General features: G+C 44.5%; 12 protein-coding genes. 9 read left to right on the plus strand and 3 right to left on the minus strand.

Annotated elements, in window-relative coordinates; all coding sequences use genetic code 11:
- The first annotated feature begins 132 nt into the window (after nucleotides 1-132).
- The gene (locus tag PseudUWO310_RS12340) at nucleotides 133-1488 is read left to right on the plus strand and encodes a tetratricopeptide repeat protein (RefSeq protein WP_142601662.1); all 1356 of its coding nucleotides are present in this window, start codon (nucleotides 133-135) and stop codon (nucleotides 1486-1488) included.
- 165 nt (nucleotides 1489-1653) lie between these two features.
- Complete coding sequence (locus tag PseudUWO310_RS12345; protein WP_142601664.1) at nucleotides 1654-2541, plus strand: hypothetical protein; 888 nt, start codon at nucleotides 1654-1656, stop codon at nucleotides 2539-2541.
- A gap of 54 nt (nucleotides 2542-2595) precedes the next feature.
- Here PseudUWO310_RS12345 and PseudUWO310_RS22935 read toward each other — a convergent pair whose 3' ends face one another.
- On the minus strand, nucleotides 2596-2739 hold the full coding sequence (locus PseudUWO310_RS22935; protein ID WP_190316005.1) for a hypothetical protein: 144 nt from the start codon (nucleotides 2737-2739) through the stop codon (nucleotides 2596-2598).
- 344 nt (nucleotides 2740-3083) lie between these two features.
- On the opposite strand from PseudUWO310_RS22935, the gene mfd reads away from it, so the two are divergent.
- The 4 genes from mfd to PseudUWO310_RS12365 all read left to right on the plus strand — a co-directional run bounded on the left by mfd (nucleotide 3084) and on the right by PseudUWO310_RS12365 (nucleotide 10371).
- Nucleotides 3084-6494, plus strand: a complete 3411-nt coding sequence (mfd, locus tag PseudUWO310_RS12350) for a transcription-repair coupling factor (protein ID WP_142601666.1) — start codon at nucleotides 3084-3086, stop codon at nucleotides 6492-6494.
- Between the two features lie 401 nt (nucleotides 6495-6895).
- On the plus strand, nucleotides 6896-8650 hold the full coding sequence (locus PseudUWO310_RS12355) for an EamA family transporter (RefSeq protein WP_142601668.1): 1755 nt from the start codon (nucleotides 6896-6898) through the stop codon (nucleotides 8648-8650).
- Nucleotides 8651-9125: 475 nt separating this feature from the next.
- Nucleotides 9126-9854, plus strand: a complete 729-nt coding sequence (locus PseudUWO310_RS12360; RefSeq protein ID WP_142601671.1) for a hypothetical protein — start codon at nucleotides 9126-9128, stop codon at nucleotides 9852-9854.
- A gap of 4 nt (nucleotides 9855-9858) precedes the next feature.
- On the plus strand, nucleotides 9859-10371 hold the full coding sequence (locus tag PseudUWO310_RS12365) for a hypothetical protein (protein WP_055074502.1): 513 nt from the start codon (nucleotides 9859-9861) through the stop codon (nucleotides 10369-10371).
- Nucleotides 10372-10670: 299 nt separating this feature from the next.
- On the opposite strand, the gene PseudUWO310_RS12370 is transcribed toward PseudUWO310_RS12365, so the two are convergent.
- Nucleotides 10671-11021: a hypothetical protein gene (locus PseudUWO310_RS12370; RefSeq protein WP_142601673.1), complete on the minus strand. Its 351-nt coding sequence runs from the start codon at nucleotides 11019-11021 to the stop codon at nucleotides 10671-10673.
- A 310-nt stretch (nucleotides 11022-11331) separates the two neighbouring features.
- Between PseudUWO310_RS12370 and PseudUWO310_RS12375 the strand changes: the two genes are divergently transcribed.
- The 3 genes from PseudUWO310_RS12375 (at nucleotide 11332) to PseudUWO310_RS12385 (ending at nucleotide 14428) form a co-directional block, all read left to right on the plus strand.
- Nucleotides 11332-11733 (plus strand): pentapeptide repeat-containing protein, encoded by a 402-nt coding sequence (locus tag PseudUWO310_RS12375; protein ID WP_055074506.1) that lies wholly within the window; start codon nucleotides 11332-11334, stop codon nucleotides 11731-11733.
- Nucleotides 11734-11881: 148 nt separating this feature from the next.
- Entirely contained in the window at nucleotides 11882-12958 is a 1077-nt protein-coding gene (locus PseudUWO310_RS12380) for a PIN/TRAM domain-containing protein (RefSeq protein ID WP_009626530.1), read from the plus strand.
- 51 nt (nucleotides 12959-13009) lie between these two features.
- The gene (locus tag PseudUWO310_RS12385; RefSeq protein ID WP_142601676.1) at nucleotides 13010-14428 is read left to right on the plus strand and encodes a hypothetical protein; all 1419 of its coding nucleotides are present in this window, start codon (nucleotides 13010-13012) and stop codon (nucleotides 14426-14428) included.
- A 93-nt stretch (nucleotides 14429-14521) separates the two neighbouring features.
- Here PseudUWO310_RS12385 and PseudUWO310_RS12390 read toward each other — a convergent pair whose 3' ends face one another.
- Nucleotides 14522-14989, minus strand: a complete 468-nt coding sequence (locus PseudUWO310_RS12390) for a tetratricopeptide repeat protein (RefSeq protein WP_009627331.1) — start codon at nucleotides 14987-14989, stop codon at nucleotides 14522-14524.
- Between the last annotated feature and the right edge of the window lie 125 nt (nucleotides 14990-15114).

The following is a 15114-nucleotide window of genomic DNA, read 5'->3' on the forward strand; positions in this document are numbered from 1 at the left end:
GCATACGATCCGCCCCCAACAAATCCAACCAGACAAGCACCACCCCCACCCCCAGCAAATTAAATATTTTCCTTACTAAATTTCCTCTTATATTTCCTCCTAAATTTCTTCAAAGTAACAACAATAAAGATTATGACTTCTAAATCTTGGGCTCTTCATTCATTACCCTATGGGCTAATTTTGTCAGGTTGCATTTTAGGGATTTTAGAGTTCTCCAATCCTCCAATGGCATATAGTCAAAATCGTACTTGTAACATCGGTTCGCTTCCCGCTCATCCTGGCAATTACAAGATACGAGGTACTATTTCTCTTAAAAAAGAACTTTTTCGAGAAGCCCTAGATTGCTTTGAGATTGCCTTGCAAGATGAGCGTGGGCGAAAGGATCCCGAACTTTGGAACAATCATGGTTTGGCTCTCGCAGGATTAAAAAGATTTGACGAAGCGATCGCATCCTACGATAGGGCTTTACAAATTAAACCAGGGGGGAAATTCGTAGATCGCTCACAACCCCTCGTACAAGAGGAAGATTACTATTTATGGTGGTTTAATCGCGGGACAGCACTCCTCGATCTTAAACGATATCAAGAGGCGATCGCCGATCTAGATCGGTCTCTCAAGATCAAATCAGACTATGGATTTGTGTGGTTTTTTAGAGGATTAGCACTATTCCGATTGGAACGCTACGAAGAAGCTCTCATCTCCTATCGGCGCTCTGTTTTGCTATCTCCCAATTCATCCTACATTATTAAAGCTAAGCACTTTTTCAGCGTTCAAGACTATGTAGTTTACTATGGTGAAGCAGAAGCAAAGACTAGATTAGGTCGATATAAAGATGCAATTCGGGCTTTCGATCGCGGAAAGCGCATTAGGCTTGGTAATCCTGAGATTAAATTATTTCAGAGTAATATTGACGAAATTACTTATGAGAACTACATAGAAGGAGTTTACTCGCTCGAACGAGGCAACTACTCCCAATCATTAAATACGTTCGATCAAATTATTGCAACTAATCCTAATTATGCTAATGCATGGTATGCCAAGGCTGATACTTTATTCGCTCTCAAACGTTATGACGAAGCCATTAAGGCTTTCGATCGCGTTACATCAATTGAGCCTGATGACTATGCTGGCTGGTATAAAAAGGGCAATGTCTTAAGAGAATCTAAACGGTATGAAGAAGCCTTACAGTCTTATCAGAAGGCAATTAGTTTGTCTGGGGGCTTTGCTGAGGTTTGGCATAATCAAGGGCTGATTTTTTATACTCAGGGTAAATATGCCGATGCTATTAATGCTTACAATCGCTCTCTCAAAGCAAATACTCTTTGGGGAGGTGTAGAGAGAATTAATACTGAGTATGGTCTGGCGGCAAGTTTATATGGTGCGGGGCGCTACAAAGAATCATCTTTTGCCGTAGAAAAAGTTCTCAAAGAGAAACCCAATCATAAGCAGGGTTTAGAACTCCGAAAGTTGCTTAAAAGTGTCTTATAGCTATATTCACTTAAGTCAGGAAATCAAATCCAATAGAGAGTTGCGGCGCTTCGCGCCGCAACTCTCTATACATTACTGAATAAGAGCGTACTATCCGCCTAGCGGGCGGTACGCTCCTTATTTGATGGTATTTTGGTTCAGTATAACTAATATTTAGGGATTTTTATGAGCAAACCGATTCAACAGTTGGTTGATGAACTACCCCATCATGGTTTGACCGTTAATGCTTTACAATCGCTCGATTTCATCGCTCCTAGTGAGTGGGAAAATGTAGTTGGTTTTGTCAACACCATTAAAACCGTGACTGGTGAAACTGACCAAGACCTCATTCAGCAAATTGGCGAACGAGCAATTTATCTGTACAACGACCGTTCTCAAGGATACCAGCGAGCCCTGTGGCTCTATGAAAGCGTCGATAACACGGATAAAGCACTCGGTGCAGCAATCTTGGCGAATAAAGTTGGTGAAAACATTCCTCTTGTGGGTTTTTTAAACAAAGTAACTCCCAAACCCGAAAAATCACAAGCGATCGATCTATGCCTGAAATTAGTTGCAGAGTCAACCGCCTTCTGTCACATTAACGGTATTCCTCCAAACAGCCTTGGGGATTTTGTCTCATCGTTAGAAGAATACAGTGGTGAGTCGTTAATCAGGATGATTGCCTTGGTCTGCTTTGACGGATTGCTCCCCCTAGGTACCGATTTTATTCAACAGACCCTATCTTGGATTAGTCGGATCAGTCCGAATGAATTGGAGCAAAGCTCTACCTTCCAAACCATCAAAGATGAGATTCCAGGTCAAGGCTCTGCCAGCAAACTGAGCTTTATCGGCGAAAGCTTCAACTCAGTTAAAGGCTGGATGAATAACCTAGTTGTCTCACATAACTTGTCACCAGCAAAGATTACTGGGCACTTGCAATCTTTTATTGATTTTTCAGACGATAAGTTAGATTACCTTCCAGCGTTTCTAGATGTAGCGACGAATTACTACGAACATACTGGTACACAAACCATTGCCCGTCGATTGATCGAACGAGCGATCGCGGAAATATAAATCCTCAAACGAGCAAGTATGGACGGCACAAAGTGCCACCCATACTTGACTTCCTTAATAGTTACTATCGGCGACACAAATACCTTGGCATTTAATGCCATTGGTAGCAGTACGCAAGCAATGCGAGCAGAGTATTAGTTCTTCTTTACGTTCCGATTTAGTTGGGCTATGGCGATCGGGCCGAGTTTGATTTGTCATATTACTAAGGCTAGATATATAAGGCTAGATATATAAGGCTAGATATAACTAGAGCCTGTACCGTCTGTTAAAAGGGCGGTACAGGTTAGGCGCAATTAAATATAAAATCCTAAAAGCTGTAGCGCTCGCTGCGCGAGCGCTACAGCTTTTGACTCTGGTTTTTAATTATGCCCAGCTACTTAAATAAGGGTTTTGAGTTTTCATTTTGCCTAAGGCAAAATGAAAGCCGCAATAGTTACTTACAGAATAAATCGATCCTAGCCTGCATTTTCCTACTTTGGATAAGCTTTGACCGTAATGTAAAATTATAGTTACTGCCATTGTTTAACTTTCCCTTTCCCCTCATGCCATTTTCCTCCGTCATTCGTTCATTAACTCGCTCTCCTCTCACTGACGAACTAGAAAATAAATTGATGCGATCGCATCAACTGACACTTTCGGGGCTATCGAGAGTGGGAAAAGGCATTGTCAGCTCGACTTTGAGCCAAAAGCAAGAAAGCTTAATGTTAGTCATTACCTCGACGATTGAGGAAGCGGGGCGCTGGTCAGTACAGCTAGAAACGATGGGTTGGCATATCGTTCATTACTACCCAACTTCGGATATGTTGCCCTACGAGCCCTATCAGCCAGAGTCAGAGGTGATCTGGGGACAAATGCAGGTATTGGCAGATTTAGCGGATTGGCAGGAGCAAGCAGGAGAAAAGAAGAAAATGGCGATCGTGGCAACCGATCGCGCTTTACAAAAGCACTTGCCCAGCCCGCAAAAATTTAACGAATATTGCGTACTGTTGGAAGTTGGCTCGGAGATTAAGCTACGGGATCTAGCCACAAACTTAACCCTCATGGGCTACGAAAACACTTCCACCGTAGAAGTCGAAGGACAATGGGCAAGGCGGGGCGATATTATCGATATTTTTCCCGTATCCAGTGAAATGCCCGTTCGGATCGACTGGTTCGGCGATGAAATCGAACGGATTCGTGAATTTGAGCCTACTACCCAAAGAGCGCTAGATAGCATTCCTTCGGTATTGCTCACTCCTATTACCTATGGGCATATTTTTGGGGATGCTCCCTTGTCCGAGACGGATTTAGAAGATGATTTCAGCGGCAAAGGATTTGCAGTCCATCCCTTATCCAGTGCTTCGCTCTTAGATTATTTGCCACCACCAGAGCAATGTCTGGTGGTTATAGACGAACTAGAACAATGTCAAGCCCATTGCGATCGCTGGTATGAGTCAGCCGCCGAAATTTTTACAGGGGGAACAGGGATACTCCATCGCTCATTTGCGGATTGTTTGCTCGATGTCGCCAAATTTAATCGTCTCGATCTGTTTGAGTTAGCAGAAGAAAATCGGGGCGTAAATATGGCTAGCCGTCCAGTACCCGCCATTCCCCACCAATTTGCCAAAATTGCCCAAACAATTCGCGAATATCGTGAACAGAAATATAAAATCATCCTTGTTTCGGCACAGCCTTCACGAACTGTTGCCCTACTGCAAGAGCATGATTGTCAAGCTCAGTTCATCCCCAATGTCAAAGATTTTCCTGCGATCGACAAGACCCATAACCTCCGCATCGCCGTTGCATTTAAATACTCAGGCACGGCGGAAATTCAAGGGTTCGTTTTGCCTACCTATCGAATTGTAGTAATTAGCGATCGCGAGTTTTTTGGTCAGCACGCCCTCGGCACGCCCAACTATGTCAGGAAGCGAAGAAGAGCCGTATCCAAACAAGTCGATCTCAATAAGCTTGCACCAGGGGACTATGTCGTTCATAAAAATCACGGTGTCGGTCAGTTCCTCAAATTAGAGAAGTTAACGGTCAACAATGAAACTCGCGAATATCTAGTTCTCAAATATGACGATGGATTACTGCGCGTTGTTGTCGATCAAATGTCGATCCTGTCCCGCTATCGCGGCATGAATGAGGGTAAGCCCGAACTGCATAAAATGACAGGTAAGGCATGGACAAATACTACGAATAAAGCCAAAAAAGCAATTAAGAAGATTGCCTTCGATCTTTTAGAACTCTATGCTAAGCGATCGCAACAGGTCGGCTATGCTTTTCCCCCCGATAATCCTTGGCAGCAGGAAATGGAAGATTCCTTCCCCTATCAAGCCACCCCCGATCAGTTGAAGGCAACTCAGGATGTCAAGCAGGATATGGAAAGTTCGCGCCCCATGGATCGCCTCGTCTGTGGTGATGTTGGTTTTGGGAAAACTGAAGTTGCCATTCGCACAATTTTTAAAGCAGTGACGACAGGCAAGCAAGCGGCTCTACTCGTACCCACCACCATTCTCGCGCAACAGCATTACCACAGTTTGCAAGAGCGCTACGCCGCCTATCCCATCAATATTGCTTTGCTCAACCGCTTTCGCAGCAATGTCGAGAAAAAAGAAATCTGCCGCAAACTAAAAACAGGCGAACTAGATATCGTCGTTGGTACGCATCAACTGCTATCCAAGGATGTTGAATTTAAGGATTTGGGGCTATTAGTGATTGATGAGGAACAGCGCTTTGGGGTGGCGCAGAAGGAGAAAATTAAAACCATGAAAACAGAAGTGGATGTGTTAACACTCTCCGCTACGCCAATCCCCAGAACTCTATATATGGCAATGTCAGGAGTTCGGGAGATGAGCCTAATCACCACGCCGCCACCCTCAAGACGATCAATTATGACCCATCTTTCGCGCTACAACCCCGAACTAGTGAGAGCAGCCATCAGACAGGAACTCGATCGCGGGGGACAAATTTTTTATGTAGTATCGCGTATTGACGATATTGAAGAGGTTTCCGCAAGGGTGCATGAAATGTTGCCATCGGTAAGAATGGCGATCGCCCATGGACAAATGCCCGAATCGGAACTAGAATCCACCATGCTCAGTTTCAGCAGTGGCGAGTCAGACATGATGATCTGCACCACGATTATCGAATCGGGGCTAGATATTCCTCGGGTTAATACGATCATTATCGAAGATGCCCAAAGGTTTGGCTTGGCGCAGCTCTATCAGTTGCGCGGTCGGGTCGGACGCGCAGGCATTCAAGCCCATGCATGGTTGTTTTACCAAGAAAAAGGGGAGCTTACCGATATTGCTCGCAAACGACTCAAGGCGATTCAAGAATTTACCCATCTTGGTTCGGGCTATCAGTTAGCCATGCGCGATATGGAAATTCGTGGGGTGGGGAATCTCCTCGGCGCAGAACAATCTGGTCAAATTAATACCATCGGCTTTGACCTTTATATGGAAATGCTCCAAGAAGCGATCGCCGAAATACGTGGTTCCGAAATTCCTGAAGTCGAGGATACGCAAGTAGATCTGCCCATTACCGCCTTTATCCCTACCGAATATATCCCTGATGGCGATCGCAAGATGAGCGCCTATCGCACCGTCGCCTCCGTCAGTTCTCGTCGTGAATTAATGCAAATTATTGAAGAGTGGCGTGACTGCTATGGCAAAGTCCCCGTCCCTGCCATGCAATTGATCAAAGTCATGGAATTAAAACTCCTCGCTAAACGGATCGGCTTTTTCCGTATTAAACCCGAAGGCAAACAACATGTCGTTCTAGAGTCTAAGATGGAAGAACCAGCATGGAAATTACTTCATCAGCATTTGCCCAGCCATTTACAGCCGAGATTTGTCTATAGCAAGGGTAATGTTACGGTTAGAGGATTAGGGACGCTCTCCCACGACAAGCAGCTTGACAACTTAATTGAATGGCTAGATACTATGCACCTCGCAAAATCTGAAACCTGATAAGTAGTTCGGCATGATTAAAAACCAAAGACAGAGAGCATACCGCCCGCTGCGCGGGCGGTATGCTCTTCTAGGTTTTAAGTTTACTTATGCCGAACTACCTATACCAATTCCCAAAAGTGTGGCTACACTTTTGGGAATTAAAAACCAAACCCAGCAAGTGTTTTAAAATCACAAAATGGTGTAGCCATTTTGTGATTTGGTATTAAAAGCTAAAAGTTGATTCTCTTGCTCTAGCGAAAATTTTCTAGCAAACAAATAAAACAAAATATGCCAGATGCTCAAATTAGTGTTATAAAGTTCGCAAACTAGACGCAACCAATTCAGCCAATTAAAAAATTAGTGCCAAACATAGAACCCAGCATTATTTTAGACGGCATTGTTACGAGGTGATTTCTTCAATGGAGAGCAATAATATTCGTAGTAGTTCTTACGAGCAGACCCTCGCAGGAGTCACCAAGGACTTGTCAGATCTGCGGTCAAATATCTTGGGCAAGCTCAGCCGCGAAATTTTAATTTTACAAGCCCAGAAAAATGCCCTTACCGACGATATTCAACGGCTCCAGTCTCAACGTAAAGAGCTAGAGGTATTGACTGTCGCCCAGCAAGGCATGAATCAACAGGAAATTCAACGCCAGCAATGGATCGAACAACTCGCCCAAGCAATTACCTTTCACCTCAAAAATGATGTGATCGTCACTAATTCCAAGGTGCTCAACGATCATTCTGAGAATTTCGAGCAGCTAATGCTGAATCTGGATAGTGCGATTAGAGCTACTTTTCAGTCTTTGCAACGGGATGTCGATACTTATCAGCGCGATCTTGATGATCAGATGCAGCGTATGTATGCCCAGAGACAGCAGGGCGAATTGATGCTCTCGGCATTGGTTGAGAGAATTGATGAATATTTACGCCGATCCACCAGCGATCGCTACAGTGGCGGTGGCAGTCTAGGCAATCTAGGGGGAAATCAACCTACAAGCAGCTTTACGGGGACATCTTCTGGTCTTACGGGGGCGATCGGTAGCAATACCACCGCACCTGTGACACCTAACGGCAATGGCAATTACAACCAAATTCAAATTCCCACCTTCAATAGTGGGCAATTTCGGCAGTATGACACTCGTCCCTACGACGAACCGACCGAGCCTTTCAAAGCCCTAGATTTAGAACCTCCGATCGTAAAGCCCACAAAGCGCCTCAATGATTGGTGGTTTGGATTTATTTTAGTATTGGGGGCTTCGGTGGTGTTGTCCTTCCAGAATATTCTGGTCAAGGTGATCTTCTCTAACTCCACCATTCTGGGACTATTTAGCTTTGGCGGGTTGATCAAGCCCAGCGTCCCCAACTCCTTTATGTTGCTGCTGTTGCGAATGCTATTTGCCACGCCTATCATGTGGCTAGTCGCCAAGTTTATTTTTAGAGTAGATGTCATGCGCGACTTCCAGCAATTGCTAACGCCTAGTCGCCGACTATTGTTTTGGCGAGTTGCCTTTAGTGCGCTATTACAATTTGCCTCCTTTGCCTTTATCTATGTCGCCCTAGGTATCTTGAACCCAGGATTAGCCGTCACCTTATTTTTTATCTTCCCCACCGTTACGGTACTAATGGCTTGGTTACTCTTTGGCGATCGCCCTAGTAAAGAGCGTTGGTTTGTAATCGGCGTGATTTATCTGGGGATCATGCTGACCTATAACATTTTTGGCGTGACTAAGCCCGATACTTGGGGAGTAGCTGCCGCGATGCTCTCAGGCATCTCTTTTGCAGGATATATCATCACTTCGCAGGCTTGCTTCAAACAGCTAAATCCTGTTTCGTTTACATCCATTAACTTTGCCATTATCTTGCTACTGTGTTTTGGTACTTTACCCTTCACCTTAGCTTCGCTCTCCTTCAATGGCTCGCTGATATTCATGTGTTTCCTGATCGCCTTAACTACCCTAGGTGGATATCTGCTGACTAGTTTCGGCACAAAGTTGATGGGAGCGGCTCAAGCTTCGATTGTTAGTGCGAGCGGTCCCGTATTTACGACATTTTTAGCATTTACAATTTTGGGCAACAAGCTCGATTTCATCCAATTATTTGGGGTGTTTCTGGTTACAGGTGGAGTCGGACTCCTCAGCTTACAAAATATGTATAAAAAACCTGCCAAGTAACAGAGCATAATTAAGATCCAGATCTCAAACCTGCGGCGCAGGTTTGAGATCTGGATCTTATAGCAGTAGCCAGTTATGTTAGGACAAAAACAAAACCCAGAAGAGTGTTGCGGCGCGACCGCAACACTCTTCTGGGTTTTATGTCTTAAGTTATTTGGCTATAGCTATATAGGGTTTTCAAAGCTCACAATGGCTACGCTATTTTGAGCTTTGGTATAAGGATTCTCAAGTTATAGCTACCGCCAACTATATCAGGACATAAAACCCAAGATCTTGTTGTCGCGCTCCGTGCGACAACAAGATCTTGGGTTTTAATTTTGTCCTAACAAGGCTGGCGGTAGCTATAAGAAATGGCGTAGCCATTTCTTAACTTGGTATAAAAAGGTGAGATGCGGCTCTATCCCATCTCACCTTTTTGAACTAAAATCCTGTAAAGTAGCTATTACAATTCCTTAGGGACAAATTGGGTTCACCAGTGGTCAAAAACTCACATCATCAAGAACAGGAATCGGCAACATCTTCTTCGCAAGCTCATCTACTAATGCGATCGCTTTGGCGTGGGCTAGCTCGCGAACAGGGGCTGCCAGTATGGGCTTTGTTGGCAGTTTTTTTGGTGATGTTACTTCTGTGGAACTGGCAATTAATCGCGGCCACTGGTACGGGAATCGGCGCGATGATTGCCGTCTATGTGATGCAGGACTGGAATTGGAATGTAATTTTATGGCGCATTCAGAGATTTCTGCAAAGTCCCTATCGGCATTTGCCCCTATCGGTGGCTAGTGGCACGAGTACCGTTTTCTTGACCTATACGATCTTGGCAGTCTGGTCAAATCAAGAAAACCATTGGTTGGCGGCGGCAAGCGTTTTACAACTAGGCGCAACCTTAGGGATTTTCGCGATTTTGGTACGCCAAGCTTTTAAACAATGGTTACAACGTCAGCAAGATAATTTCGATCAACTAATTGCCCAACTTACAGTTAGTGATGACCTAGCTAGACTAATTGCGATTAAACAGATCAATCAGTACGTTCGCGATAATCGCTTACCTGCGGCGCAGGAGCGAGCGATCGCTGATTACTGCCAAATCCTGCTCAACCGAGAAACCGAGACGACAATGCGGGACGCGATATTTGAGACCTTAGAAGTATTGCAATCGATTACGGCAAAACCTGCTCTCAAACGCTCAGCACATCATATTTCTTAGATTCATGCTCACTAAAGATCAAATCCTCGATCGCCAAGTTGCCTTACTAGTTCAGAGTACGCCCGATGAAGAAACGGCAAGCGCGGTTAGTTTAATTGCATCTGTTCTTAAAGCGATCGCCCAAAACCTCAGACATACAACCTATATCGTGATTCAAGACCTTGAAGGTGGCTGGTTACTTACGCCCCTGAGCAATCACGATAATCCCGAACTCGAAAAGACGACTATTTACGCCTATTGCGATCGCACTCCTGCGAATATCGATCGCCTAAAACTCAATGACGCTCAGCTCGAATGCGGCGAATACAATGTAATCGATATGCTCTTCCGCTTAATTGGTATGAAACAGGTAGATAGTATCGTGTTTTTTGATCGCGCCACGGATACGCAAAACGGGATTGAAATTGTCCGTTCTGAGATCGAAGAGCTATGCGAAAAGCAAATTAAACGCGCTCAATTTGGACTTCAAAAGCTGAACGAATTTAAAAATAATCCTGATATATCTAATATCGCCTGATCCCGAATCTCCATCGATGGCAACTTTTTCCCTAATTTTTCCAGTTAAGAAATGGCTACGCCATTTCTTAACTGGAAAAACCTTTTATTCATACAGCGCTTTGCGCTCAAACCCAAACTAGGAAGATTTTGAAAGCTTTGCGAAGCAAAGCTTTCAAAATCTTCCTGTGGTTCGTTTGATCGATAATTGCGGTAATTATACCAATTTCAAAAAGTGTGGCTACACTTTTTGAAATTGAAAACCAAACCCAGTGAGGGTTTTAAAATCACAAAATGGCTACGCCATTTTGTGATTTGGTATTATTCGTGATCGATAAAACCACACATGACGGCTCCATCGATAGAACCTTTACCGCTCACCAAACAGGCGAGATTATCTTTGTGACTTACGGTAACGATGCGATCGTAGGTTTTGCCTGTGAGCAGATTGTCCGCGATCGCAACTACTTCAGGAGTGGTATTAACGGCAAGGATAATTTGATGGGAATTAATATTTGCACTTTCAGAACGGACTTCGGTATGAGGAGTTGTAGGATTTTGATATAGAGCGGCGACGATCGCTGTTTGGGCATTGACTGGCGTAGCGAGAGCGAATCCTGAAATGGCGAAACCCGAAATGGCTAAAAATGTGGCGACAATTGTACTTTTCATGACTGCCTCTAATCTGCGTTCTCTAATTGCTGACTACGAATTAGAAAATTAAATTTCTATGGATTTAATCTTCTGATGAAAGCGGCTAAGGCTGCTTCCTGCTATCAAACCAACCGAGTGGGTGAACATTACCCGTAAGCGATTAATTCAATAACAACATCATCAATCTTTATTGAAGAATGGCAAGTGACATCAGGTAGATACACCTGTGATTGCGATCGCAATCTCAAGTGATTTAGTGATAGGGTGGATGCAAATTCCCAGCTTCCAAAGCTTGAGAGTTGGTCAGCTACAACCTGAGCGATCCACTATGAAACCGACAATCCATTCTTCCTTAATCATTTCAGGGTTAATTGCCGCGATCGCCTCCATTAGTGCGATCGAATCAGCCCTTGCCGATCCCAATCAAATTCGTCAAGTTTTACAGACTAGAGAATGTGCGGGATGCAATCTTTCGCGAGAAAAATTAAGTTTTGCCAATCTGCGCGGCGCAAATTTACGCAATGCGAATTTGTTCTCAGCGGATCTCAAACTTGCCGATTTGCGTGAAGCCAATCTCATTGGCGCAATCCTTGACAAAGCCGATCTCAGGGGAGCCGATCTCACGGGGGCAGATTTGACAGGAGCCTATATGTCTGAAACTAATTTATGCGGGGCGATTATGCCCGATGGTCAGAAATCCGCTGAAGGCTGTCCAAAAGCACCAAAATAGACAATCCTCGTTTGGATTTGTGTAGAATTGTATGCAAAGGATTGAGAAAGTTGGAAAAGTATTACCTAAAATCAATTAAAGCTTTAGGCTAGAGATTATTTGATTTCCCTTCCTGAAATATTTATTCGTCCCAGCGGAGTTCCGCCCTATGATTGACGCTATCATCATTTTTACTTTCATCCTCGCGGGAGCGGGTACTGGCTTCCACGGCATTGATTTCTTGCCATCGGACTCGATCGCTCATCTCAACATCCAAAATTTACGCTGGGTTACCTTGGGTGTCGGCTCTGCGATCGGGCTAATCACGGGATTGGTCGTGCAAAATACCTATCGCCGTATCGAGTCAAATATTCGCTCGATGCCCATTGAGACAATTTTAGGGCGAGCTGTGGGTTTGGTCTTTGGACTATTGGTGGCGAATTTAATGCTAGCGCCCCTGTTCCTGATTCCGATCCCTGACAATTTTGATTTCATCAAACCCCTTACCGCCATCTTGGTTAGCATTATCTTTGCTTATTCGGGAATGACGCTCTCCGATACCCACGGACGCGCCCTATTGCGTTTGATCAATCCCAACAATGTCGAAAGTAGCCTATTAGCTGATGGTACTTTGCGTACTGCTACTGCGAAAGTGCTCGATACCAGTACGGTAATTGATGGGCGCATTCAAACTTTGATGGAGACGGGGTTTTTAGAAGGACAATTATTGATTCCCCATTTTGTGATTCAAGAGTTACAAACGATCGCCGATAGCTCTAACGATCAAAAACGAGTGCGTGGTAGAAGGGGGCTAGATATTCTCAATAATATGCGCGATCAGTTTAGTGATCGCATCACCATTCACTCTGCGGATTATGAGGACTTACATACCGTTGATGCTAAGTTGGTACGTTTAGCTCAAGAGTTAAGCTGCACTCTGATCACCAATGATTACAACCTCAATAAGGTTGCCAATTTACAGCAGGTGGAAGTTTTAAATATTAACGATCTCGCCCAAGCTCTCCGCCCAACCTACTTGCCAGGGGATCTGATCGAAATCAAGGTACTCAAGGAAGGTAAAGAGGCTTCTCAAGGTATCGGCTATCTAGAAGATGGCACGATGGTAGTGATTGAAGAGGGGCGCGAGTATCTTGGGAAGCAAATTATCGTAATTGTTACGAGTGCTTTGCAAACTTCGGCAGGACGGATGATTTTTGCCCGTCACGAAGCGATCGCCACGGTTTAATTTAGCTGCCCATTTATCATTTATATTCTTAACTAATAACTTTTACTGCCTATGCAAGTTTTGCCCTCCCACACACAACGACAATTGGTGTCAGGCAGAATTGGGTGGGGGTGGCGACAAGCAACTTATCCTATTTCTGTAAATTTTATCTTTGCAGGTTTAGCGATCCTTGCTATTGCGATTGCTCGGCTATTAACAAAAGGCGAGTTAGAGCTTTTGGCAATTACCAGTATGGTCTTGGTCTGCGGTTTAATAATTGGAATATATACGGCTAAGTCCGTTGTGGAGGTATGCCGCCAAAATTCTAATTACCTTTTTTCGCGATCGCAATTGTTGGGGATTGCGACCTATTGGCTAGTTTTAATCGCAGTCCTTGGGGGATCGCCCGAAAACAGCAAGTTATTTGTGGCAATTTGGTGGGTTTTGCCAGCCGCTATTTTTACAGGAATTGCGGCTTCCCTATCCTTACAGTCAAGTAGATTTAAGTCCACTACCGATCGCAAACAACCGCCAGAAAAATTTAATGCCGAGTCCCTCAATGTCGTTACCTATTCCGATCGCACAGTTTTAGTTAGTCCCTCGGCAATTGGTCAGCAACCGAGACAGTTTAATAGTTTGGTACTAATAGTTTTTGGGCTTTTCTGCTGGACAATGCTCGACTTATCGAGCAATCTGAGGGCGATCGCCGCAATCGTCTTAACCGCTTCTGGATTAACGGGATTTTTTACTTGGCAAGCCCAGTTACATTCTCCCGAAAAGATTTTACAAATTAAGTTTGCAGGGCTATGGGGAATTGCCGCCGAATATCTAATCGATATCACATCGTTCTCCATGCTTTCGATTGTCAAATTACAGGAAGCTGGCGGAGAATTGAGTTGGATGCAGCTAACGGGCAATAATCGCGATATTACCATCCCCTTAGTGATGACAAATTTGCCGTCACCTGCGGAAAAAGACGTTGATCGAAACGATCAACTAGATAAAACCCTCCGCGATGAGTTTCATCTGGCTAAGCAGGAAACGGAGCGGGACAGTTTAGGTTTAGCCAATGTTTTATTGCCACAAGGGGCAGGTATTTTAGCAGGGACAGCATTTATCCTTGTCGGTATTTTACTTTTACTCATTTTCTCCTTGCCCTCAAAATTAACATCGGAAAGTGCGATCGCTTGGTTGGGCGTTTGCCTTGTGAGTCCTGCGATCGCGAGATTTTTTCTCCAGCTAGTTGCGCCCAATAGCCTACAAAGCGATCGTCCCCAACCTAATTCGCGATTGCATTCATGGGAAATCGGCTCAGCGATGTTACTCGTCAGCGCTTTTCTCTCCTCTCAATCCATGGGTAAGGTTCTATCCCTAGGTGTTCTCCAGCAGTCGCTCCCCCTCATCAACCTTATTTGCGGATGGTTATGTATTAGCGTGGGGATCTGCCTTCTTGCCTTTGTCCGACGCACGCCGCTATGGCATAACAATTAAACCCCAAAGAGAGTTGCCGCGCTCCGCGCGGCAACTCTCTTTGGGGTTTTATACCAATTCACGAAAGTGTGACAACACTTTTGTGAATTGGTATTAATTCAACATAGCCGTACATTCAAGAATCAACTTTTGGTTGGTGAGGGAGAAAGGTTGAATTTCCAAAGCCCTATGGAAAGTGGCGATCGCTTCGCTATAGTTGCCGATCGCGGCATAGCATAAACCCAGCCCGTGAATCGCCCCAAAGTGATAGGGATTGAGCGAAATCGCTTTCAGACAATCTTTGATCGATCGCTTGTAATCGCCTTGCATATAAAACAAAACGGCTCGTCGGTTCCATGCCTCCACAAAATCTGGCTGGGAAAGAATTAATTGGGTGAGCATTAACTCCGCTTGTCTGATATTGCCGCTATCCGCCATCATTTGGCTCTGACGCAATACCTGTAATCCCTGCATCCCCTTCTGCATAAACCACATTTCCCATAACCCCTGAGTGGCTCGCTCGCGTATCTCCTCATCGGCACTTTTGAGATCTCTCAACAATTCTTCAATGGGCTGGCTCATTGGTCTAGACAAATAAATTTATGGGTAAATCATTGATAAATCAATAATTGGGCAATCATCCAGCTTGGCAGGATTTTTTCCCAATCATTTAACTTATTGTGAAAGTGAAAGTGAAAGCTAAAGCT

The organism is Pseudanabaena sp. UWO310 (genome assembly GCF_006861605.1).
Taxonomy (GTDB): domain Bacteria; phylum Cyanobacteriota; class Cyanobacteriia; order Pseudanabaenales; family Pseudanabaenaceae; genus Pseudanabaena.

Bases quoted from the DNA above. Each gene is read 5' to 3' on its own strand.
- PseudUWO310_RS12340 (WP_142601662.1), top strand. From the start codon at position 133: ATGACTTCTAAATCTTGGGCTCTTCATTCATTACCCTATGGGCTAATT.
- PseudUWO310_RS12345 (WP_142601664.1), top strand. From the start codon at position 1,654: ATGAGCAAACCGATTCAACAGTTGGTTGATGAACTACCCCATCATGGT.
- PseudUWO310_RS22935 (WP_190316005.1), bottom strand. From the start codon at position 2,739: ATGACAAATCAAACTCGGCCCGATCGCCATAGCCCAACTAAATCGGAA.
- mfd (WP_142601666.1), top strand. From the start codon at position 3,084: ATGCCATTTTCCTCCGTCATTCGTTCATTAACTCGCTCTCCTCTCACT.
- PseudUWO310_RS12355 (WP_142601668.1), top strand. From the start codon at position 6,896: ATGGAGAGCAATAATATTCGTAGTAGTTCTTACGAGCAGACCCTCGCA.
- PseudUWO310_RS12365 (WP_055074502.1), top strand. From the start codon at position 9,859: ATGCTCACTAAAGATCAAATCCTCGATCGCCAAGTTGCCTTACTAGTT.
- PseudUWO310_RS12370 (WP_142601673.1), bottom strand. From the start codon at position 11,021: ATGAAAAGTACAATTGTCGCCACATTTTTAGCCATTTCGGGTTTCGCC.
- PseudUWO310_RS12375 (WP_055074506.1), top strand. From the start codon at position 11,332: ATGAAACCGACAATCCATTCTTCCTTAATCATTTCAGGGTTAATTGCC.
- PseudUWO310_RS12380 (WP_009626530.1), top strand. From the start codon at position 11,882: ATGATTGACGCTATCATCATTTTTACTTTCATCCTCGCGGGAGCGGGT.
- PseudUWO310_RS12385 (WP_142601676.1), top strand. From the start codon at position 13,010: ATGCAAGTTTTGCCCTCCCACACACAACGACAATTGGTGTCAGGCAGA.
- PseudUWO310_RS12390 (WP_009627331.1), bottom strand. From the start codon at position 14,989: ATGAGCCAGCCCATTGAAGAATTGTTGAGAGATCTCAAAAGTGCCGAT.